23 protein-coding genes are annotated in these 22,452 nt (G+C 41.6%); 7 read left to right on the top strand and 16 right to left on the bottom strand.

The window, feature by feature from the left end:
* Positions 1 to 50: 50 nt before the first annotated feature.
* A complete protein-coding gene (locus MORIYA_RS11695) occupies positions 51 to 1,790 on the top strand; it encodes a GNAT family N-acyltransferase (RefSeq protein WP_112715376.1) in 1,740 nt (579 codons plus the stop codon).
* A 122-nt stretch (positions 1,791 to 1,912) separates the two neighbouring features.
* Positions 1,913 to 2,764 (top strand): thymidylate synthase, encoded by an 852-nt coding sequence (locus tag MORIYA_RS11700; RefSeq protein WP_112715378.1) that lies wholly within the window; start codon positions 1,913 to 1,915, stop codon positions 2,762 to 2,764.
* A gap of 80 nt (positions 2,765 to 2,844) precedes the next feature.
* On the opposite strand, the gene lgt is transcribed toward MORIYA_RS11700, so the two are convergent.
* Together lgt and rppH are read right to left on the bottom strand one after the other, a co-directional pair.
* Complete coding sequence (gene lgt / locus MORIYA_RS11705) at positions 2,845 to 3,660, bottom strand: prolipoprotein diacylglyceryl transferase (protein WP_112715380.1); 816 nt, start codon at positions 3,658 to 3,660, stop codon at positions 2,845 to 2,847.
* Positions 3,661 to 3,916: 256 nt separating this feature from the next.
* Positions 3,917 to 4,423: an RNA pyrophosphohydrolase gene (rppH, locus tag MORIYA_RS11710; RefSeq protein ID WP_006033742.1), complete on the bottom strand. Its 507-nt coding sequence runs from the start codon at positions 4,421 to 4,423 to the stop codon at positions 3,917 to 3,919.
* Positions 4,424 to 4,798: 375 nt separating this feature from the next.
* On the opposite strand from rppH, the gene mutH reads away from it, so the two are divergent.
* Positions 4,799 to 5,476, top strand: coding sequence for a DNA mismatch repair endonuclease MutH (gene mutH / locus MORIYA_RS11715; protein ID WP_112715382.1), 678 nt, complete (start codon positions 4,799 to 4,801; stop codon positions 5,474 to 5,476).
* A gap of 83 nt (positions 5,477 to 5,559) precedes the next feature.
* On the opposite strand, the gene rplS is transcribed toward mutH, so the two are convergent.
* From rplS to ffh, 5 genes are all read right to left on the bottom strand, one after another.
* A complete protein-coding gene (gene rplS, locus MORIYA_RS11720) occupies positions 5,560 to 5,925 on the bottom strand; it encodes a 50S ribosomal protein L19 (RefSeq protein ID WP_112715384.1) in 366 nt (121 codons plus the stop codon).
* A 30-nt stretch (positions 5,926 to 5,955) separates the two neighbouring features.
* Positions 5,956 to 6,702, bottom strand: a complete 747-nt coding sequence (trmD, locus tag MORIYA_RS11725) for a tRNA (guanosine(37)-N1)-methyltransferase TrmD (protein ID WP_112715386.1) — start codon at positions 6,700 to 6,702, stop codon at positions 5,956 to 5,958.
* 24 nt (positions 6,703 to 6,726) lie between these two features.
* Positions 6,727 to 7,254: a ribosome maturation factor RimM gene (gene rimM, locus MORIYA_RS11730; protein WP_112715388.1), complete on the bottom strand. Its 528-nt coding sequence runs from the start codon at positions 7,252 to 7,254 to the stop codon at positions 6,727 to 6,729.
* A 23-nt stretch (positions 7,255 to 7,277) separates the two neighbouring features.
* Complete coding sequence (gene rpsP, locus MORIYA_RS11735) at positions 7,278 to 7,526, bottom strand: 30S ribosomal protein S16 (protein WP_112715390.1); 249 nt, start codon at positions 7,524 to 7,526, stop codon at positions 7,278 to 7,280.
* 311 nt (positions 7,527 to 7,837) lie between these two features.
* On the bottom strand, positions 7,838 to 9,238 hold the full coding sequence (gene ffh / locus MORIYA_RS11740; RefSeq protein ID WP_112715392.1) for a signal recognition particle protein: 1,401 nt from the start codon (positions 9,236 to 9,238) through the stop codon (positions 7,838 to 7,840).
* 218 nt (positions 9,239 to 9,456) lie between these two features.
* Here ffh and MORIYA_RS11745 point away from each other — a divergent pair, with 218 nt between their 5' ends.
* A complete protein-coding gene (locus MORIYA_RS11745; protein WP_112715394.1) occupies positions 9,457 to 10,248 on the top strand; it encodes a cytochrome C assembly family protein in 792 nt (263 codons plus the stop codon).
* Positions 10,249 to 10,318: 70 nt separating this feature from the next.
* Positions 10,319 to 11,611 (top strand): HlyC/CorC family transporter, encoded by a 1,293-nt coding sequence (locus MORIYA_RS11750; RefSeq protein ID WP_112715396.1) that lies wholly within the window; start codon positions 10,319 to 10,321, stop codon positions 11,609 to 11,611.
* Positions 11,612 to 11,711: 100 nt separating this feature from the next.
* On the opposite strand, the gene MORIYA_RS11755 is transcribed toward MORIYA_RS11750, so the two are convergent.
* Together MORIYA_RS11755 and MORIYA_RS11760 are read right to left on the bottom strand one after the other, a co-directional pair.
* A complete protein-coding gene (locus tag MORIYA_RS11755) occupies positions 11,712 to 11,996 on the bottom strand; it encodes an HU family DNA-binding protein (RefSeq protein ID WP_006033752.1) in 285 nt (94 codons plus the stop codon).
* A 244-nt stretch (positions 11,997 to 12,240) separates the two neighbouring features.
* Positions 12,241 to 12,825, bottom strand: a complete 585-nt coding sequence (locus MORIYA_RS11760) for a YjaG family protein (RefSeq protein WP_112715398.1) — start codon at positions 12,823 to 12,825, stop codon at positions 12,241 to 12,243.
* A gap of 421 nt (positions 12,826 to 13,246) precedes the next feature.
* Here MORIYA_RS11760 and MORIYA_RS11765 point away from each other — a divergent pair, with 421 nt between their 5' ends.
* Complete coding sequence (locus tag MORIYA_RS11765) at positions 13,247 to 13,507, top strand: hypothetical protein (protein ID WP_232011615.1); 261 nt, start codon at positions 13,247 to 13,249, stop codon at positions 13,505 to 13,507.
* Between the two features lie 199 nt (positions 13,508 to 13,706).
* Here MORIYA_RS11765 and recA read toward each other — a convergent pair whose 3' ends face one another.
* On the bottom strand, positions 13,707 to 14,780 hold the full coding sequence (recA, locus tag MORIYA_RS11770; protein WP_197713382.1) for a recombinase RecA: 1,074 nt from the start codon (positions 14,778 to 14,780) through the stop codon (positions 13,707 to 13,709).
* 177 nt (positions 14,781 to 14,957) lie between these two features.
* Between recA and mutS the strand changes: the two genes are divergently transcribed.
* Positions 14,958 to 17,525, top strand: a complete 2,568-nt coding sequence (gene mutS / locus MORIYA_RS11775; RefSeq protein ID WP_112715402.1) for a DNA mismatch repair protein MutS — start codon at positions 14,958 to 14,960, stop codon at positions 17,523 to 17,525.
* Between the two features lie 72 nt (positions 17,526 to 17,597).
* On the opposite strand, the gene MORIYA_RS11780 is transcribed toward mutS, so the two are convergent.
* The 6 genes from MORIYA_RS11780 to ispF form a co-directional block, all read right to left on the bottom strand.
* Positions 17,598 to 17,858 carry a hypothetical protein gene (locus MORIYA_RS11780; protein WP_112715404.1) on the bottom strand — a complete coding sequence of 87 codons (261 nt, stop codon included), beginning with the start codon at positions 17,856 to 17,858 and terminating at the stop codon, positions 17,598 to 17,600.
* 342 nt (positions 17,859 to 18,200) lie between these two features.
* Entirely contained in the window at positions 18,201 to 19,160 is a 960-nt protein-coding gene (gene rpoS, locus MORIYA_RS11785) for an RNA polymerase sigma factor RpoS (protein WP_112715406.1), read from the bottom strand.
* Positions 19,161 to 19,229: 69 nt separating this feature from the next.
* A complete protein-coding gene (locus tag MORIYA_RS11790) occupies positions 19,230 to 20,162 on the bottom strand; it encodes a peptidoglycan DD-metalloendopeptidase family protein (RefSeq protein WP_112715408.1) in 933 nt (310 codons plus the stop codon).
* A gap of 55 nt (positions 20,163 to 20,217) precedes the next feature.
* On the bottom strand, positions 20,218 to 20,859 hold the full coding sequence (locus MORIYA_RS11795) for a protein-L-isoaspartate(D-aspartate) O-methyltransferase (protein ID WP_112715409.1): 642 nt from the start codon (positions 20,857 to 20,859) through the stop codon (positions 20,218 to 20,220).
* The gene (gene truD / locus MORIYA_RS11800; RefSeq protein ID WP_112718593.1) at positions 20,856 to 21,911 is read right to left on the bottom strand and encodes a tRNA pseudouridine(13) synthase TruD; all 1,056 of its coding nucleotides are present in this window, start codon (positions 21,909 to 21,911) and stop codon (positions 20,856 to 20,858) included. The genes MORIYA_RS11795 and truD overlap by 4 nt, the downstream gene beginning before the upstream one ends.
* 47 nt (positions 21,912 to 21,958) lie before the next feature.
* Positions 21,959 to 22,438, bottom strand: a complete 480-nt coding sequence (gene ispF / locus MORIYA_RS11805; protein ID WP_006033766.1) for a 2-C-methyl-D-erythritol 2,4-cyclodiphosphate synthase — start codon at positions 22,436 to 22,438, stop codon at positions 21,959 to 21,961.
* Positions 22,439 to 22,452 lie beyond the last annotated feature (14 nt).

Below are 22,452 nucleotides of genomic sequence, written 5' to 3' on the forward strand. Positions count from 1 at the left end.
ACCTCAAGCTTCTATGATAACAACCAACAATAATCTAAAGGATGAAGATTATGCTCAACATAGAAGCGGAAATAAACCAACGTTATCCGGATTTTTTGCAAAAAAAAAGTACCCGTCTCATTGCCAAACCTATACTGGCAACACTCAGACTGCTGTTCCATGAACGCGAATTACGTCAATTTGGTGAAACCTATGCTCATCTCACGGGTATCGAGTTTATCGAACAAGTATTCGAACATTTTAGCTTTAGCTATTCAGTACGTCCCAATGAGATAGAACGTATTCCGGCAACCGGTAAAGCAGTGATCATCGCCAATCACCCCATAGGTACGCTTGATGGCATGGCGCTACTGAAAATGGTCAGTACAATCCGTCCAGACGTAAAGGTCGTGGCCAATGACATGCTCATGATCATCAAGCCCGTGAGAGATTATTTATTACCGGTTGATAATATGAATGGCGGTACGGCCAGCGGACGCTTACAAGCCATAAAAGACCATCTCAAAGATGAAGGGGTGATTATTATGTTTCCTGCGGGCGAAGTCTCACGCATCAGCCCACAAGGAGTTAAAGACGGTAAATGGCGTAATGGTTTTTTACGCATTGCCAGTAGCGCCCAAGCCCCGATTATTCCCATTTATATCAATGCTAAAAATTCATTGTTTTTTTATACCTTATCTATGGTATCGAAACCAATTTCGACCTTATGGTTGATCCGGGAGATGTTTAAACACGCACACAACTGCGTCTCAATCCGTATTGGCGAGCAGATTAATTATCAAACCTATCAATCATTAGATTTACCTATTAATACCAAAACAGCATTATTTCGCAAACATTTATACCGCTTAACCAAAGACAAACCGTCCATTTTCAGTACCCAGTCGGCCATTGCTCACCCTGAAAATAAAGCATTATTACGCAGTGAAATACACGCTTGCCAGAAAATCAGTGAAACTCGTGATGGTAAACAAATATACTGCTACCGCCATCGAGCAACCTCCACTATCATGCGCGAAATAGGTCGTTTACGCGAAGAGTCATTCCGATTGGTTGGCGAAGGTACTGGCGAACGCCGAGATGTAGATATCTACGACAACTCTTATGTGCATATCCTACTGTGGGATGATAAAGAACTTGAGTTAATCGGTGCCTATCGTTTGCTAGAAACCAATAAAGTTGATTTCGTTAATGTACAGCAGCAACTTTACAGCGCTACCCTGTTTAACTATCACGCAGCAATGACGCCTTATCTAGCCGCGGGTATTGAACTCGGTCGTAGCTTTATTCAACCAAAATATTGGGGAACGCGCAGTCTAGAATACTTGTGGCTAGGGATCATGGAATACATTATTCAGCACTGTGATTGTCGTTATTTATTTGGGACAGTCAGTATCAGCAACAGCTATTCTCAGCCAGCAAAAGAGTTTTTGGTCTATTATTATCAGCACTTCTACGGTAATTCGAACAATATTGCCAGTGCCAGTATGCCATTTCGTTTGTCAGAAGAAGCACGCTTACGTTTAATCGATTTATTTGCTGACTCTGATGCAGAGGAAGGGATGGCGATTTTAAAGGCGCAGCTTAATCATATGGGCTTCAGTGTGCCAACCTTGTTTAAACAATACACCAAGTTATGTAAACCAGGCGGGGTACAGATATTTGATTTTAATATTGACCCGAATTTTAATCATTGTATCGATGGTTTGATCGTATTAGACCTTACCCAGTTTACAGATAAGAATAAAAAACGTTTTAACGCACCAGCACTGCAACGCGAACACGTCTAATTATAAATTATCACCCTTTACTATCGTGGATATCAGGTCAGGAATAGTTTCTTATTTTGATTAAATTCCCAATTTATGTCAAGATCCTCCGATTTTAGTTTATGCATCGAAGGATTAACACAGTGAAACAGTATCTTGATTTATGTAACAGAATAGTGAACGAAGGTGTTTGGGTAGAGAATGAACGTACCGGAAAACGCTGTTTAACCGTAATCAATGCTGATCTCACTTATGATGTGGCGAATAATGAATTTCCATTAGTCACCACACGTAAAAGTTTTTGGAAATCAGCGATTGCCGAGATCATTGGTTACATCCGTGGTTATGATAACGCCGCAGATTTTCGGGCATTAGGTACCAAAACTTGGGATGCCAATGCCAATGACAACCCAGCTTGGTTAGCAAACCCACACCGTAAAGGTAAAGATGACATGGGTTATGTGTATGGTGCATGTGCGCGTAACTGGGCAAAACCACACGGAGGTACCGTCGACCTCTTACGTCAAATCATTGATGACCTATCCAACGGTATTGATAACCGTGGCGAGATCTTAACCTTCTTCAACCCAGGGGCGTTTGAACTGGGCTGTTTACGTCCTTGCATGTATAGCCATCACTTTTCACTGCTCGGTGATACTTTATACCTCAACAGCACCCAGCGTTCGTGTGACGTGCCGCTTGGGCTAAACTTTAACATGGTGCAAGTACATGTATTGCTAGCGTTGGTAGCGCAAATCACCGGTCACAAAGCTGGTCAGGCCTATCACAAAATTGTTAACGCCCACATCTATGAAGATCAGCTAGCACTGATGCGTGACGTGCAATTAAAGCGCGAACCATTACCGCAACCAAAATTACACATTAACCCGAAAATTAAAACTCTTGAAGATTTAGAAACTTGGGTAACAATGGATGATTTTCAAGTAACCGATTATCAACATCATGATGCGATAAAATATCCATTTTCGGTGTAAGTATATCCGTACATATTAAAATAAAAAGGGTGTTAACTAATTTCGTTAACACCCTTTTTATTGTTTATCTGCATAAATAATTATTTTTTCTGTTTACCTGCAAACAGTGTCGGTTTTTTATAAGCCATCAACATAATTAACGCACCAAGGAAGATCATCGGTGTCGATAAAATTTGTCCCATACTAATCAAATCAAAATACAGTCCTAGCTGTGAATCTGGTTGGCGGAAATACTCTGCCACAAAGCGGAAAATACCGTAACCGAATAAGAACAGACCAGAGATGGCCCCAACAGGACGCGGTTTACGTGCAAATATTTGTAAGATGATAAACAGTAATACGCCTTCCATGGCAAACTGATATAGCTGACTAGGATGACGCGGTAAATCACCACCAGTGGGGAAAATCATCGCCCAAGGCACATCCGTCACACGCCCCCATAACTCGCCATTGATAAAGTTACCGATACGTCCTGCCGCTAAACCAAACGGCACCATAGGCGCAACAAAGTCGGCGATAACAAAAAATGAACGCTGGGTCTTACGACCAAAATAAGCAAACGCCAACAGAACACCAATCAGACCACCATGGAATGACATGCCACCGTCAGTGATGCGGAATAAATACATTGGATCATCCAAAAATAACCCAAAATTATAAAACAATACATAACCGATACGACCGCCGAGGATCACACCAAGGAAACCATAGAATAATAAATCACCGACTTCTTCTTTATTCCAATTACTTCCCGGTTTAGCTGCTTGACGATTACCCATCCAATTAGCAAATAAAAAACCAAGTAAATACATCAGTCCATACCAATAAACATTGATAGGACCGAGGCTGATCGCAATAGGATCAATTTCTGGATATTGTAGATATGTCTGCGACATCATTGAATTCCTGAGTAAAAAAAAGTACTTGCCTACGCTAAGGCAATAAAGATTAAAGCACACCTTACACCAAATACTAGTCACAACAAAGAAACAGCCGTAATCGCATCGGTAAAATAAGGTAAATAAAACCAAAGTATTAGATCGAGAATGAGTATCTAAAATAACGGAATAAAATAATCACGTGGAAACATGAATAAGTAATGCCTTTGTATTGGATCGTACAGACAATTCAATACGCAGGCATTATTTAGCATTAACGTCGTTTACGTTTGATGTCTTTGCGTAAAAAGGGTAATGCCACGGGTGCAAACTCTTTCATTACACGACGATAAACGTCTTTTTTAAACGATACAACCTGACGAACTGGATACCAATAACTGACCCAACGCCAATCATCAAATTCAGGATGCCCTGTACATTTAAAGTCGATTTGACTGTCATCCGCTTCCAGACGCAGTAAAAACCATTTTTGCTTTTGCCCAATGCAGACCGGTTTACTATCCCATCTGACTAATCGTTTTGGTAATTTATATTTCAACCATGTTTTAGAGGTTGCCAGAATCGAAACATGTTTCGCTTTTAGCCCAACTTCTTCATATAGTTCTCGATACATTGCTTGCTCTGCAGACTCTCCATTATCTACACCACCTTGCGGAAATTGCCAAGAATGTTGCCCACAACGTTTAGCCCATAAAACTTGACCATCACGATTACAAATTAGGATGCCTACATTAAGACGATAGCCATCGCTATCAATCACATTAGCACCTTAAGGGTAGAACTTAGTTAACTTGATTGTTTCATATAAATCAATAAGCAGCAAATTTACACCCACAGTTTTACTCAAGATCCATTTACAAAGGCAAAATATCGCCGATTTTGCTCTAATTCAGAACTTCTGAGCGGCGTTGTTGAAACACCTCCCCCTTATTTACAGAGAATCAAATATGATCAATATCTTAAAATAAAACATTGGATGAAAAGAAAAATGCTACCTTTAATGCCAATAATATCCCCCCCTCATTCACAATATGCACAGTTATGCACATTACATGTGTGGAAAACGACCGTTAACAGCTAGATTAAAAAATGTTATTCTGCTAAGTGAAACCTTAAGATATAAGAATTATTTGAAATGCCTGCAATTATAAATGAACCCCAAGATATCAATGAGCTGATGTTCCGCGCCCAAGCGATTGCCGGGTTTAACCTACAGCAAATAGCCGCATTGCACCAACTCAGCGTGCCTGATGATCTACGTAAACAAAAAGGTTGGATTGGACAACTGCTAGAACTGCATCTTGGCGCGACGGCGGGCAGTAAACCGATTCAGGACTTTCCAGCGTTAGGGGTAGAATTAAAAACTATCCCGATTAATGCACAAGGTAAACCACTGGAAACAACCTTTGTCTGTGTCGCGCCCTTAACCGGTAACCACGGTGTTACTTGGCAAACCTGCAGCGTCGCCAATAAATTGAAACAAGTATTGTGGATCCCGGTGCTTGGTGAGCGTGATATTCCGGTGGCAGAACGTATTGTCGGTTCACCACTGCTCTGGCAACCCGATGAAATTGAAAATATGCAGCTGCAAGAAGATTGGGAAGAGTTAATGGATATGATCGCGCTTGGACAGGTGGAACAGATCACCGCGCATCACGGTAAATACTTACAGCTTCGCCCTAAGGCTGCCAATAATAAGATCCGTACTAAAGCCTACGGTAGCGAAGGCGAGATCATTCAGGTGCGACCACGTGGATTTTATCTCAAAAAGGCATTTACCCATCAATTACTCAAAAAACACTTCAATATCTGAGCTACCTAAGAAATCAAAATGGTAAATCTCAAGCAAAAAAAAGGCCCGTCAGAAGACGGACCTTAAACTGCATGAAAAATGGGTTATTTACTTTTACGTTTACCCAATTTTTCTTTAATACGTGCAGCTTTACCAGTAAGACCACGTAGGTAGTATAGCTTAGCTTTACGAACATCGCCGTGACGCTTAACAGTGATGCTTGCTACCACTGGAGAATGTGTTTGGAATACACGTTCCACACCTTCACCGTTTGAAGTGATTTTACGTACTGTGAATGCAGAGTGCAGACCACGGTTACGGATAGCGATAACTACGCCTTCAAAAGCCTGTAGACGTGATTTGTCACCTTCAACAACTTTTACTTGTACTACAACTGTAGCACCTGGGCCAAAAGTTGGTAGATCTGTTTTCATTTGCTCTTGTTCGATCTGTGCAATTATGTTGCTCATTTTCTATACCCTAGAATAAACTGAAAAACTCTACTTTAACTCGCGACTTTCGCGAACGATCTCAACAAGAAGTTTCTCTTGCAGATCAGTCAGAGCTAGGTTACTTAATAAATCAGGTCGTCGTTCTAACGTTCGAGCTAAGGACTGTTTCTGTCTATATTGGCTAATTTTACTATGATTGCCGCTAAGGAGAACCTTAGGAACAGCCAACCCATCTAACACTTCCGGACGCGTATAATGCGGACAATCTAACAGACCATCTGCAAACGAATCTTGCTCCGCGGATGCCTGAGTGCCTAAAACACCCGGTATCATGCGTGAAACTGCATCAATTATCGTCATTGCGGCAAGTTCGCCACCGGTTAACACGAAGTCACCGATAGACCACTCTTCATCAACTTCCGATTGGATGATACGCTCATCGATACCTTCATAACGACCACAAATAAAAATCATCTTCTCATTTGTTGCCAAGTCCAGTACGCCAGCTTGATCCAATTTACGTCCTTGCGGTGAAAGATAAATAACTTTCGCCTCACCACCTGCTGCCTGTTTTGCTGCATGGATAGCATCTCGTAATGGTTGAACCATCATCAACATGCCAGGGCCTCCACCATAAGGGCGATCATCGACCGTCTTATGTTTATCGTGGGCAAAATCTCTTGGGTTCCAAGTTTGAAACTTAAGCAGATCGCGTTTTATTGCTCGACCGATAACTCCTTGTTCAGTGATGGCATTAAACATCTCTGGAAAAAGGCTTATAACCCCTAACCACATACTAGCCTCCACTGACAACGAGTCTTAAAAACTCGGGTCCCAATTAACAATAATTTTTTGAGCGGTAATATCAACACTGATAATTACTTGCCCATCAAGATACGGAACTAACCGCTCTTTTTTTCCGAAAGCATCTGTTGCATTGGCTTTAATGACTAATACGTCGTTAGAACCAGTTTCCATCATATCAGTGACTTTGCCTAACGTATAACCCTTGTCTGTCTCAACAGAGCAGCCAATCAGATCACGCCAGTAAAATTCATCTTCTAATTCAGGAAGTTGATCAGCGTTAATAGCAATTTCAGCACCCGTAAGGGACTGCGCTTCTTCACGCACATCAATACCAGCTAACTTAGCAATTAAACCTTTGCCATGACGTTTGAAATCTTCAAGCGCCACTTCAACCCACTCGCCCTTTTGCTCGATGAGCCAAGGTGAATAGTTGAAGATCCCTTCAGGAATATCGGTAAAGGAGTTGATTTTCATCCAGCCCTTAATGCCGTAAACAGCACCAAGACGACCAACTACCATAGGTTTGTCAGTTGAACTCACAAGATCTCCTTACCTTAAGATAATTAAGCAGCTTTAGCAGCGTCTTTGATTAACTTAGCAACTGTGTTAGAAACTGTAGCGCCTTTAGCAACCCAAGCTTCAATTTTCACGTTGTCAAGACGAACACGTTCTTCTTGACCAGTAGCCATTGGGTTAAAGAAACCTAGCTTCTCGATGAATTTACCATCACGAGCATTACGGCTGTCTGTAACAACAACTGTGTAGAACGGTGATTTCTTAGAACCACCACGAGATAAACGAATAGTTACCATATCGTCCTCTTTATAAATTAAGTGTGTATTCCGACCTTGCACTGACAAGGCCCCAAAGTGTTCAAATAGCACTCACGAATGAGACGATTCGAAGTCGCGCAATTTTACTCTTATTTTAATTAAATGCAACCTTATTGTGTGTCATGACTACTTTAGTTAACGCTATTTATACTATAACCAATCATTATATTGCTATTACGCCGATTAGGAGCGGATTAGCAAGCATGAGCGGAAACAAAAAAACCCTGCTAGTATTAGCAAGGCTTGGCATAAAACACATATCGAAGGACGAGATTAAACCACGGTGTTAATTAACCAAATGGTCCTTTACCACCGCCCATACCACCCATGCCGCCGCCCATTCCTGGTGGCATCATACCTTTCATTTTACCCATCATTTTCTTCATGCCGCCTTTACCCGACATTTTTTTCATCATTTTCTGCATCTGCGTAAACTGTTTAAGTAGTTTATTCACATCTTGGATCTGGGTACCAGAACCCGTCGCAATACGGCGCTTACGCGAGCCTTTGATGATATCTGGACGTTTACGCTCTGCGGGTGTCATTGAATTAATGATCGCTTCCATACGGTTGGTTAATTTATCATCCATTTGATCTTTAACCGCATCAGGAACCTGGCTCATGCCCGGTAACTTATCCATCATGCTCATCATGCCACCCATGCTTTTCATTTGCACAAGCTGGTCACGGAAATCTTCTAAATCAAAACCTTGACCTTTCTGAACTTTTTTCGCCAGTTTTGCGGCTTTGTCTTTATCTACGTTACGTTCGACTTCTTCGATAAGTGATAGCACATCACCCATGCCCAAAATACGCGATGCGATACGTTCAGGATGGAAAGGTTCTAACGCATCAATTTTTTCGCCCATACCGATAAACTTAATTGGCTTACCGGTGATATGGCGAATAGATAATGCAGCACCACCACGTGCATCGCCATCGGCTTTGGTTAAGATGATACCTGTTAATGGTAACATCTCATTAAATGCTGCGGCTGTGTTTGCCGCATCTTGACCTGTCATGGCATCCACAACAAACAGTGTTTCGACAGGATTAATCGCCGCATGTAGATCTTGAATTTCCTGCATCATGTCAGTATCAACATGTAAACGACCCGCAGTATCGACAATCACCACATCAATAAATGACTTACGTGCGTATGCGATTGCCGCGTTGGCAATATCAACTGGCTTTTGCCCGATATTACTTGGAAAGAATTCAACATCCACTTCTGCAGCTAATGTTTCTAGCTGTTTGATTGCCGCAGGACGGTAAACGTCTGTACTCACAACCAATACTGATTTTTTCTCACGTTCTTTTAAGAACAGTGATAATTTCGCTACCGTGGTAGTTTTACCCGCACCTTGTAAACCAGCCATCATTAATACGGCTGGCGGTTGCGCAGCAAGATTTAATGTTTCGTTAGCATTACCCATTGCCGACTCAAGCTCAGCTTGCACAATCTTAATGAAGGCTTGGCCTGGATTCAGACTCTTAGATACATCTTGGCCTAGGGCATTTTCTTTCACATTTTTAATAAATTCGCGTACGACAGGTAAAGCAACATCCGCTTCGAGTAACGCCATGCGTACTTCACGTAGTGTGTCTTTGACATTATCTTCAGTCAAACGACCACGGCCGCTGACGTTTTTTAGCGTAGCCGATAAGCGATCGGTTAAATTCTCAAACATGACGTTATCCGTTATAAATTAAATTAAATTCAATAATTACTGATGATTATAACCCTATTTAAGGGCAAAAATCACACTCTCAATGTGTTGCTAGGTATTGTTTTATAAAAAAATAATATTTTCCTTTCCAAATAATGCATTTGAATATAGCTCTATAAGGTGAGCAAGCGTATACTGGACTGCATAATTACATATAAATCAACATTAAAGTGAGCCCTATGGAACTGTTTGCTCTTGGCGCTATTATTTTCTATATAGCTGCAATTTATCATTGCATTAAAGCCTTAACTGTAAAACAACAGGCGAGTATACGTACTATTTTCACCTTAGGCGCAGGCGCGACACTTTGCCATCTATTCTGGATGGGCTTTGATATTGTGACGACAGCAGGGATTAACCTAAGCATTGTCAATGTTGCCGCACTCATCAGTTTGCTGATCTCTATTATCATGACCCTGTCGATCAATAAATTTAAGATATTACCTTTATTACCTATCGTGTATGGTTTTTCGATCATTGTCATTACGATAAGCTATTTTCTGCCGACGATTTACATTTCCAATTTAAGTGATAATCCACCACTTGTTGTTCATATTGTCGTGATCCTATTTGCCTATGCGGCTTTCATTGTGGCGAGCTTACTTGCGCTGCAAATGGCTTACTTAGATTATCAACTCAAACACAAACGCCCAATCGCAATGCACCCTGCACTGCCATCGTTAATGACCATAGAAAAACAACTTATCAGGTTATTAAGTCTCGGTTTAGTACTGCTATCCGTGGCAATAGTGACAAGTTTTATCTTTTTTGAAGATACTTTTACCCGCTCTCAAGCACATAAGACCGTTTTATCTATCTTAGCTTGGCTATTTTATTCTGTGTTACTCTGGGGCCACTTTAAACAAGGCTGGCGTAGCAATAAAATTGCTTTTGGTACATTGTTTGGTTCTGTATTACTATCATTAGCCTATTTCGGCTCTCGTTTTGTAAAAGAGATCCTACTTCATTAATACTTAAACATACTTATAACCATCGTATATTACTTACTATACATAAACTTGCGTAATCAAAGGATAACACTTGGACGACATATCAACAGGAACCTTATTCGGTCTCCTGACTATTTTAATCCTCATGTCAGCTTATTTCTCTAGTTCTGAAACAGGCATGATGTCTCTCAATCGTTACAGGCTGAAGCACCTGGTTAAAAATAACCATACGGGTGCGAAACGTGTAGAAAAACTCCTCAACAGACCGGATCGTTTGATTGGTCTTATTCTTATTGGTAACAATCTAGTCAACATCTTGGCTTCTTCCATCGCAACAATTATCGGTATGCGCTTATTTGCAGAAAATGAAGCGCTTGGTTTAGCCGTATCGACAGGTCTGTTAACAATCGTTATCCTTATCTTTGCTGAAGTAACGCCTAAGACCTTAGCCGCACTGCACCCAGAAAAAGTCGCATTTCCAAGCTCATTGTTATTACGCCCAATGCTAACCTTGTTTTATCCATTGGTATGGCTAGTAAACATCATCTCTAATGGCCTATTGCGACTATTGCGCGTGAATATCCATCATAATGACAATGGAGCTCTGAACTCCGAAGAGTTGCGTACCATAGTGCATGAAGCCGGGGCCATGATCCCGCAGCGTCACCAAGATATGCTGATCAGTATTCTTGACCTAGAGAAAGTAACCGTTGATGACATTATGGTGCCTCGTAACGAGATCATTGCGATTGATATCAACGATGATTGGGAGATCCTGTTACGCCAATTACGTAATATTTCACATACCAGGGTATTGCTGTACCGTGACACCATCGATGATGCAGTTGGATTTGTGCATACCCGTGATGCACTACGTCTATTACTCAAAGAACAATTAGATAAAACCACACTGTTACGTGCGGTAAAAGAGCTGTACTTCATTCCAGAGGCGACACCGCTTAATGTGCAGCTATTAAAATTCCAACGTAAAAAAGAGCGTATCGGTTTAATTGTCGATGAATATGGCGACATTCAAGGCTTAGTCACGCTAGAAGACATCTTAGAAGAGATTGTGGGTGACTTTACCACCACGATGGCACCAACGGTGAGTGAAGAGATTGAGCCGCAATCTGACGGTAGCTATATCATTGATGGCACAGCAAACGTGCGTGATATTAATAAAGAAATGAACTGGCACTTTCCAACTAAAGGTCCAAAAACACTCAACGGTTTGATTTTAGAATATTTGGAAGAGATCCCCGAGGCCAATATCAGTTTGATCATTGAAGGGCACCCGTTAGAAGTATTAGAAATTGAAAACAATGTGATCCGACGAGTTCGCGTGCAACCGGTAGAAAAGAATAAAACTCAAATAGCGCATTAACCAAGGCCCTTATTCTTACTTTAAACAAATTGTAGATAATAAAAAAGCACCTAATTTAGGTGCTTTTTTCATTAGTTTTTAAATTAATAAAAATTAATATTTATTTGTTTGCGTTTTTAACTGCGTCTTTCAATGCCTTACCAGCAACGAATGCAGGAATTGTCGCAGCCGAAATTTGAATTTCTTCACCCGTTTGTGGGTTACGGCCAATACGTGCTGAACGTTCGCTTACTTTAAAAGTACCGAAACCAATTAGCTGTACAGCTTCTTTTTCTTTAAGGCTTTCAGTGATTGCACTTAGGATCTCTTCTAGTGCTGCTTTAGCTTGTACTTTCGTTAAATCTGCTTTCGCTGCAACTGCATCGATTAATTGAGTTTTATTCATAAGAATGTCCTTTCTACTATTCAATAACATTAAACTATTAAACACTCTATTCAAAAACACCGTTGACCGCAAAGGATTTATCGCCTTAATTCAGTCAATTGCCGAGAGAATAGTCAACAAATGGGGTGGCGCTCACACTAATCTCACTCTACGTACAAAAAAACATCATAAAATAATCACTGACACCTAACCGAGACAGCCCTAACTACCAGTGTCAGCGGCTGTTTTATGAGTTTGCAATCAATTAATCTAAGGTAATACCAATATTAGAAATACCGCTATTTTTAGCAAACTGGCGAAGCGCCTTAATACTATCAGGTGATTTCTGTACCGTTAATAGATCCAGCACGGCTTGCTGAAATTCAATTTCTGTTTTCATCAGCTCATCAGCGAAAATGATATCCTCGTCAATTTCTTCACCCGCCAACGCTTCTAAATAACTTGCAACAGTACCAATAGAAACTCGCGATGCATTCATTGCCTCGTTCACATCCGGATCGGGGGCAACTACACTATTAAAGGCACTGTTTAAAGTCACACATGCATCCAGTGCAGGGTAAACACCATAAACATCAAATTTGTCTACATTGGGAATAATCGGTTCGAAACGATCAAATTGAATTGTAAAATTAATTTTGCTGTTTTTAACCGTTAATGATTCCCAAAACAGATCTAATGATAAACGGAACTGCTTTGCATTACCTGTTTCACAAGCTTCAGAAAATAATTTGTAATTAGGAAAGCTGCGTTCAGCAAGTGCCGTAATAAAGCTCACTTTCTGCCAAGGTAATAATTTCATTAATTGCTTTTGGTGGTTTTCTTCAAGCACAAAATACCCTCTTCTTTATGGTCTTCATTCTTTCTATAATAGTTAAATATTCTCAACGTCATGAAGATATTTATCTAACGCTATTTATACTCGTTATATTAGTGAGATACAAGACAGACCAAACCAATCATACTAAATCGACGTCAATTCAAACGAAAAAATCAAGATCACAAATTCATTCCTGTAATCTAGTACTTAACATCAAACTTAAGTTCACTCATCCATCATCAAGCAGCATACATCATTCACGGTTCATTACAGCGAATATGGCCTATGGTATTGATGGTTTCGTATTACAAGTATCCGCTAAGTTCTAATCAGCCAGGGAATATAATTAAATTTTATATTGCAGTATATTTAATAGGTTCTTTTTTATTATTAAACCGTAAAATAACGACATCCATATTTTTTATAGACAGTAATGAATACTTACAAACTGCATCGCTACCTTGGCTATTTATTAATATTACCTGTGACGCTATGGGCATTTACCGGCGCATTTTTCTTAATTAAACCCGGTTACAAAAATGCCTATGAGCAATTGCACATAACCAGTTATCCACGCCATGCAACGTTACCACTGTTACCCGAACCTGAATGGCAAGCGATTGCTATTAATCGCAGTATTAACTTACCAAGACGGGATCGCCGTTACCGATACCAAGATAAAACTCATGTTTAATTGGACACGTTTAACCCTACGCCAGCAAGGTGCGGACAGGCGCCGTGATGATCAAAAAATCAGCGAGAAAAGTATAATAAGACCAAATAACGAGTAAAACATACATATAAAAAAGGCAGGTATGTCGTCATACCTGCCTTCTATATCTATTCATTCAAATAGCGTAAATAAAATGACTAAACGCTAGTTAATATTAGCATTAAAATTCTTTTTCAACTTCAGGAGTCTTAATTTCAGGAGTCTTAACTTCAGCCACTTCTTCGTCTTTATCACCCAGTAGATTAGCACGGATCATACCGTCAATTTCTGCAGCAATCTTCGGATTATCAGCAAGGTACTGTGATGCTTTCGCTTTACCTTGACCAATCTTGTCTCCCTTGTATGAGTACCAAGCGCCAGCTTTTTCAATGAGTTTTTCTTTAACACCTAAATCAACTAGCTCACCATTACGGTTGAAGCCTTTGCCGTATAGTATTTGAAATTCAGCTTGTTTAAACGGTGCTGCAATCTTGTTTTTAACCACTTTAACACGTGTTTCATTACCCGTGATCTCGTCGCCATCTTTAACCGAACCAATACGACGGATATCTAAACGTACTGACGCGTAAAATTTAAGGGCGTTACCACCTGTGGTGGTTTCTGGTGAACCAAACATCACACCAATCTTCATACGGATCTGGTTAATGAAGATACACATAGTGTTGCTCGTTTTTAAGTTACCCGTTAATTTACGCATCGCTTGCGACAACATTCGCGCTTGCAGACCCATGTGGTTATCGCCCATGCTGCCTTCAATCTCAGCTTTTGGTGTCAATGCCGCAACCGAGTCAATCACGATAATATCGACTGCACCTGAGCGTGCTAACATGTCAGTAATCTCGAGAGCTTGTTCACCGGTATCTGGTTGCGATATCAATAGTTCATTCACATCAACACCCAGTTTACCCGCATAGAGAGGATCCAGTGCATGCTCAGCATCAATAAACGCGCAAACTTTACCTTCACGTTGTGCAGACGCAATCACTTCTAACGTTAATGTCGTTTTACCACTTGATTCCGGACCATAAATTTCAACGATACGCCCCATCGGTAAGCCACCAACACCCAGCGCAATATCAAGAGAAAGTGAACCTGTAGAAACAGTTTCTACGTCCATGGTACGGTTATCACCTAGCTTCATGATAGAACCTTTACCAAATTGCTTTTCAATTTGTCCAATTGCTGCAGCTAAGGCTTTTTCTTTATTCGCGTCCATTTTATTCCCCTGAGGCATAATCGAGTATTTAATTTAAAGGCATAAGTATACTGTTCGTTCATACAGTATCAAGCAATAAACGCATATTTTTTTAATTATTATGAGTGGTGCATATTTACGTACAAAAAATACAGTCGCCACCTTGCTTTAGCATTGTTATTATAGCTGCAACTATTATTTTCAAACCGAGCCGCTATGCAACCTAATTTTATTGCACCACAAGACTTAACCAATCACACCCCTATGATGCAACAATTCTTTAAGTTAAAAGCTGAGCAACCAGAAATCTTACTCTTTTATCGCATGGGCGATTTTTATGAGTTATTTTATGATGATGCCAAAAAAGCGTCGCAATTATTAGGCATCTCTCTGACCAAGCGTGGTAAGTCAAATGGTAACCCGATCCCAATGGCAGGTATCCCTTACCATTCATTAGAAGGTTATTTAGCAAAGCTAGTACGTTGTGGTGAATCGGTAGCGATCTGTGAACAAATTGGCGATCCGGCGACATCCAAAGGTCCAGTAGAACGTAAAGTGGTCCGTATTGTGACCCCTGGCACGGTCAGTGACGAAGCTTTACTTACCGAACATAATGACAATTTATTAGCCGCATTATTCCAAGATGGTAACACCTTTGGTTATGCCACCCTTGATATGGGTAGCGGCCGTTTTCTGATCAATCAATTTAGCTCAGAGGACACCTTACTTGCAGAGCTGCAACGTACCGATCCCGCAGAGCTGCTGTACTGTGAATCATTGGAATCGGTTCAACATATTAATCACCTTAGAGGTCTACGTCGCCGCCCAGAGTGGGAGTTTGATTTACAAACTGGCCGCAACGTTTTATGTCAGCAATTTGGAACCAAAGATTTAATCGCTTTTGGTGTCGAAAATGCGCCAGTGGCCCTATGTGCTGCAGGTTGCTTAATGCAATACGTGAAAGAAACCCAGCGAACTGCATTGCCGCATATCCGCTCGATCAAGCTTGAACAAACAGAACAAATGGTGGTGATGGATGCGGCAACCCGCCGTAATCTAGAACTCACCCAAAACTTATCCGGTGGTGTTGAGAATACCTTGGCAGAAGTACTTGATCATACTTCAACACCGATGGGCAGCCGGCTATTAAAACGTTGGTTGCATCAACCAATCCGCGATAGCTTGGTGTTACAGCAACGCCAATCCAGTATTCAATCATTACTCGACGTCGGTGCGTTAAACGATCTACAACCAATATTACGCACTATCGGCGATATCGAACGTATCATTGCCCGTTTATCATTACGCTCAGCGCGTCCGCGCGATCTGGTACGGTTACGTAATGCCTTCCAGCAATTACCCGCATTACGCACACTACTGGCAGAACACGATGCCGAACACTTAAGCTCATTACAGCAATTAGCGGGTGAGTTCAGTGAGCTAGAACAGTTACTGACGTTCGCCGTTATCGACAACCCGCCAGTATTAATCCGTGACGGCGGCGTGATAGCGCCCGGTTATAACCAAGAGTTAGATGAATGGCGCGCCCTAAACAAAGGGGCGACGGATTATCTCAAAGCCTTAGAAGAACGCGAAAAACAACAAACCGGTATCCCTACCTTAAAAGTCGGTTATAACCGCGTTCACGGTTACTTCATCGAAGTCAGTCGCCTACAATCAGATCAAGTGCCAGCAACCTACATCCGACGTCAAACGCTGAAAAACACCGAACGTTACATCATTCCAGAGTTGAAAGAACATGAAGATAAAGTACTCAGTAGCCAAAGTAAGTCACTGGCACTAGAGAAACAACTTTATGAACAATTATTAGATAAGTTGTTACCGTATATTCCCGCACTGCAAGACAGCGCAGCCGCATTATCAGAACTAGATGTACTGTGTAACTTTGCAGAACGCGCAGAAACTTTAAACTATTGCCGCCCGACAATTAGTATCAAACCTGGTATCGACATTATCAATGGTCGTCATCCTGTCGTTGAGCAGGTGATGACAGAACCGTTTATTGCCAATCCAGTACAGCTTAACCCTAAGCGGCGCATGTTAATCATTACCGGTCCGAATATGGGCGGTAAATCGACTTATATGCGTCAAACAGCGTTAATCACCCTGATGGCTCATATCGGTAGTTTCGTACCAGCGGAGAAAATGACGACGTCATTAATCGACCGTATTTTCACCCGGATTGGCGCATCCGATGATTTAGCATCAGGTCGCTCTACCTTTATGGTAGAAATGACAGAGACAGCGAACATTTTACATAATGCCACCGCTAATAGCTTGGTATTGATGGATGAAATTGGACGCGGTACCAGTACCTACGACGGTTTATCATTAGCCTGGGCATGTGCTGAATACCTGACCAATAAGATCCAGGCTTATACCCTCTTTGCAACGCACTACTTTGAGCTAACCACGTTAGCAGAGCAGCACTCAAGTCTGGTCAATGTTCACCTCGATGCAGTTGAACACGGTGACTCCATTGTCTTCATGCATAGCGTACAAGACGGTGCTGCAGATCGCAGTTATGGTTTGCAAGTTGCAGCATTAGCAGGTGTGCCCAAACCGGTTATTCATGCGGCTAAAGTGAAGTTGCATGAGTTAGAACGACTCTCACACCAACCGGTGGTGACTGGTAAACGTCCACCATTGGAAGTAACGCCCGTTTCCCATCCTGTGATTGATGATTTGAGCGCCTTGAATATTGATAATATGACGCCACGTGAAGCACTCGAGGTATTGTACCGTTTAAAAGAACAACTTTAATTGCCCTACTAGAGTTATCGCTAGTTTAGTTTAAATAGTGCTCGGTAAATTAAAAAGCCCAAATTATCCAAGTCATGCAAAATGGCGGTTCGCTGGTTTGGGCTTTCTGTTACATAAGTTGCCAGCCTGTGATACGCCCATACTATCAATATGCGCCACCGCGATATATTCCGGTACCGCAGACAAGTGGTACGCTTGCTGTAACCACTGGCTCAAATAGTACACATCATTATCCAGTGTTATAAATTTACTGCTCGTCGCCCCCTGATTAAGCGCTAATTGATACGCATCTGTATAACTAAAACAATCATGTTCAGTTACAATACGGTGCATACATGACTCATTCCCCACGAGACATCAGCAAATTCGTGCTGTTTTAATCGGGTAGCTAGCTGCGATAAATAAACCGCTTGTTCAGCACATGCAGTGTTAAATGATGCGTAAAAAATAGTTTCTTTTTCTAGCCTTGAACCCGATAAGCCATGTATATCGGTTAGCAATACAATAAACTTAGCATCATCAGCAATGGCAGGCAGAGGGTTACTAAAATACTAGAAACGCATGAATAGTAAGACTGATTTTAATAAATCAGCATAACGGCTGAATGAAGTACTAAGCATTAAGACTAGCTTAAATTTAATGACTAACTACTCAATAACTATACTCCCCAGCATATTATAGCCTAAATAACGCTTCAACAGATAAGCCCTGCTGGGCGAGCACCTCCCGTAGTCGTCGCAATGCCTCGACTTGGATTTGCCGAACACGCTCACGGGTTAAGCCTATTTCACGCCCGACATCTTCAAGCGTTGAAGCATCATAACCTAACAACCCAAAGCGCCTAGCCAGCACTTCTCTTTGTTTGGGATTCAGTTCTTCAAGCCAGCGGACGATACTGAATTTAATATCATCATTTTGGGTACGGCTTGCCGGTCCATCGCCTTTTTCATCCGATATAATGTCTAATAATACTTTTTCGGAATCACCACCAATAGGCGTATCAACCGAACTTATCCGCTCATTCAAGCGTAGCATTTTACTGACATCAGCAACCGGTTTATTTAATTTATCCGCAATATCTTCAGCGGTGGGTTCATGATCTAGTTCATGGGCGAGTTCACGCGCAGCACGAAGATAAACATTGAGTTCTTTAACCACATGGATGGGCAAGCGAATGGTTCGGGTTTGGTTCATAATGGCACGTTCAATGGTTTGCCTTATCCACCATGTCGCATAGGTTGAGAAGCGAAAACCACGTTCGGGATCAAATTTCTCTACTGCACGGATCAGACCAAGGTTACCCTCTTCAATCAAGTCTAATAGGGCCAACCCGCGGTTATTATAACGTCTCGCGATTTTAACCACTAAACGCAGATTACTTTCGATCATACGTTTTCTTGAACTGGCATCACCGCGTAATGCACGACGTGCATAAAAAACTTCTTCTTCTGCGGTCAACAATGGTGAAAAACCAATTTCCCCAAGATAAAGCTGCGTTGCATCTAAGCTTTTTGCATCGTTAGGAATGAGGTGTTCATCTTCAAATATTTCCATCCCTGACTGTGCTTTTCTATCGTTGTCAGATACTTTATACTCTGCAACGTTTAACTTATTTTCGTCAGTTATCTTGCTCATTACGTATTGCCTCCTGACCGAAGTAAATAGCTTATTAAGATTAGCCTAATAAACTAATTTCAGTCGAGCTTAACGCTTAGGCAAATAGCGCATGGGGTTAACTGGTTTACCGCGATAACGGATCTCAAAATACAATTCAGCACCTGAGTTCGGGCCAGAATTACCCATGGTTGCGATTTTCTGACCAGCCTTAACCCATTGTTGTTCTTTGACTAATAGCTTTTGGTTGTAGGCATACGCACTTAAGTAATCATCGTTATGTTTGATGATGATCAAGTTACCATAACCACGTAAACCATTACCGGAATAAACCACACGACCATTTTCTGACGCGATGATATTTCGCCCCAATGAACCGGCAATATTGACACCTTGCTGTCCTGATTTACTGGTAGAATAAGTGCGAATTAATTTTCCTGAAGCTGGCCAACTCCATTTCAGTTTATTATTACTCACCATCGCGTTGGGTTTCACTACTTTCACCACAGGCTTAGCGTTCACCGGCGGTTTACTTTTCGTTGGCGGTCTATCGCTTGTTTTCGCAGTAACCGTTGTGATGGTTGCCGGTTTAACTAATGGTTTTAATGGTGCTTTAATGCTGGTTTTAGCGGTACTTTTATTGGCATTACTATTGGTTGTTTTAGCTATTTTCACCGGTGTCGGTTTTTTATAAACTGACGCGGGGATTTTCCCTTTCAGTTTTAATACTTGACCAGGGTAAATTTGATAAGGATCTGGGATCTGATTTAAGGCTGCTAAAAATTTGAAATCTTGATTACTTCGCCAGGCAATTGCATACAAAGTTTCACCTTTTTTAACACGATAACTTGGCGTATTAATATGCGATCGTAGTTCAATTTTATAACCTTGAACACTCGTGACAGGCGCGGGGTTATGATTGGCAATCGTACAACCAACTAACTGTACCAACAGTAAATAACACCCGATGCGGTACCAAAGATTGCACGCGCGTACATGACTTAATAATCTCTTACTGACCATCTCTACACCTGACTCCCTGATCCGCTCTCCTGCGCATTTAATACCGGTAATAGACTCACGCTAATTCGCCTTGAACTAACGGCACAAAGCGTACATGTTCAACATTTTGACTGGTATAGTTATCGCCATTACGGGTAATAACTTGTAATACTTGAGATTCGACACCCAATGGCAGAATAAGTTGCCCACCATCCGTCAACTGCGTTAATAATGCTTGTGGCACCGCAGCAGCTGCAGCGGTTACTATAATCGCATCAAATGGCCCCTTGCTTGGCCAGCCTTGCCAACCATCACCGTATTTCATCATGACATTGTGCAGGTCAAGATTCTTTAACCTACGTTTCGCTTGCCACCGTAATGCTTGGATCCGTTCCACCGAATAAACACGCGGAAAAACCTGCGCTAAAATAGCCGTTTGATAACCCGAACCAGTCCCAATTTCCAGCACCCGTTGTGGATTAGTCTGCATTAACAGTTCCGTCATTCTGGCAACGATGTAAGGCTGTGAGATGGTCTGCCCAGCACCAATTGGCAAGGCCTGGTTGCCCCATGCCTGCAATGCAAACGCTTCCTCAACAAAATAGTCACGTGGCGTATCTTGTATGGCCGTCAATACACTTGGCACACTAATGCCTTGTTGTTCAAGCAACGCTTTTATACGCTGCCCTGCCACCCCAGTATTACCAAGTTTGATCATACGGTTCCTGATTTAAGTTCTTGGTCAAAATGACGAATCACTACTTTTTCTTCAATCAATTCACGTACAATACTTGTCGCAAAACACCCTGATGGCAGATAGAAGCTCACCGTTAAGCTATCTTCAGCTAATTCATAACTGAAGTTTTGTGGCCGCAATATTATCGCTTTACGCTCCTGACGTAGACCTGCGGCAATGAGGCCGTCGAGCAATTCTGGATATTGCGTAATAACGCTGTTTTCAAATGCCAATGCGTCGTTCATCGCACTGCTGTTACCTTTGCCAACTAACGGGGCCGATAGTTGTAGCGCGCCTTGGGCAACACGCTCAATAATGTCGTCAGTTAAGGTTTCTTCCGCAAAGAACGAATTAGACCCCTGTAAAATGAAGCAATCACCTGACATTGCAGTTTGCCATTTATCTTGTTTAATACGTTCACTGACAACTTGGTTGAATATCAAACTGCGTGCAGCTGAAATATAAAAACTACGCTTATTACGATCTTTTACTTTTTCACCCGCAAACATCGCTTGTGCGCGCACAATGTTATTACCGTGTTGACCAAATCGCTGTTCACCGAAATAGTTCGGCACGCCGATGGTTTTAATTTTCTCTAAACGCTCGGCCAATCCATCGGTACTGCTTAGATCCGTTAATTTTAATGTAAATTGGTTACCTTTTAATGCACCAGTACGTAATTTTTTGTTATGACGAACAATTTTTAATACTTTAATTTGCGCGGTTTCAATCACAGAAAAATCAGGGGTTTCTTTACCCGCCATGTGAATACCAAACCATTGTTCCGTGATGGCATGACGGTCTTTAAGCCCTGCATAACTCACATCCTTGCCGGAGACACCTGCCGCTTTGGCTAATGCCCGAGCAACATATTGGGTATTCTCACCGATCTTACGGATAGAGATGAAAATGTGTTCACCTTCACCGGTTAATTCAAAACCCAAGTTTTCAATCACCACAAAGTCGGCAGCTTCCTGCTTGATAAAACCTGTTACGCTAGGTTTGCCATATAGATATTCAAATTCAGGAAGCATTGATCTCTCCGCATTAGGATTAGTTTGCATTAATTGATTTTCACTTATTATGTATTTTTCATTAACAGCACGACAGCTTCGCATGCCACGCCTTCTTTACGGCCAGTAAAGCCGAGTTTTTCGGTGGTGGTTGCTTTCACATTTACGGCTGATAATTCGGTTTCAAGATCGGCACTTAATACGGCGCGCATCGCTTGAATATGCGGCGCAATCTTAGGCGCTTGGGCAATAATGGTGACGTCTAAGTTACCAATGCGATAACCGAGTTCTTTTACTTTACTAAATACGTCACGCAATAAAATACGGCTGTCGATATTTTCAAACTCTGCAGATGTATCAGGGAAGTGGTGACCGATATCGCCAAGTGCTAAAGCACCAAGCAATGCATCGCAGATCGCATGTAAAGCGACATCACCATCAGAATGCGCCAAAAAACCTTGTTCATAAGGGATCGCGACACCATTAATCATCACCGGACCAGCATTACCAAATTTATGTACGTCAAAACCATGGCCAATTCTAAACATTATCTCTCATCCTT

The organism is Moritella yayanosii (genome assembly GCF_900465055.1).
GTDB lineage: Bacteria > Pseudomonadota > Gammaproteobacteria > Enterobacterales > Moritellaceae > Moritella > Moritella yayanosii.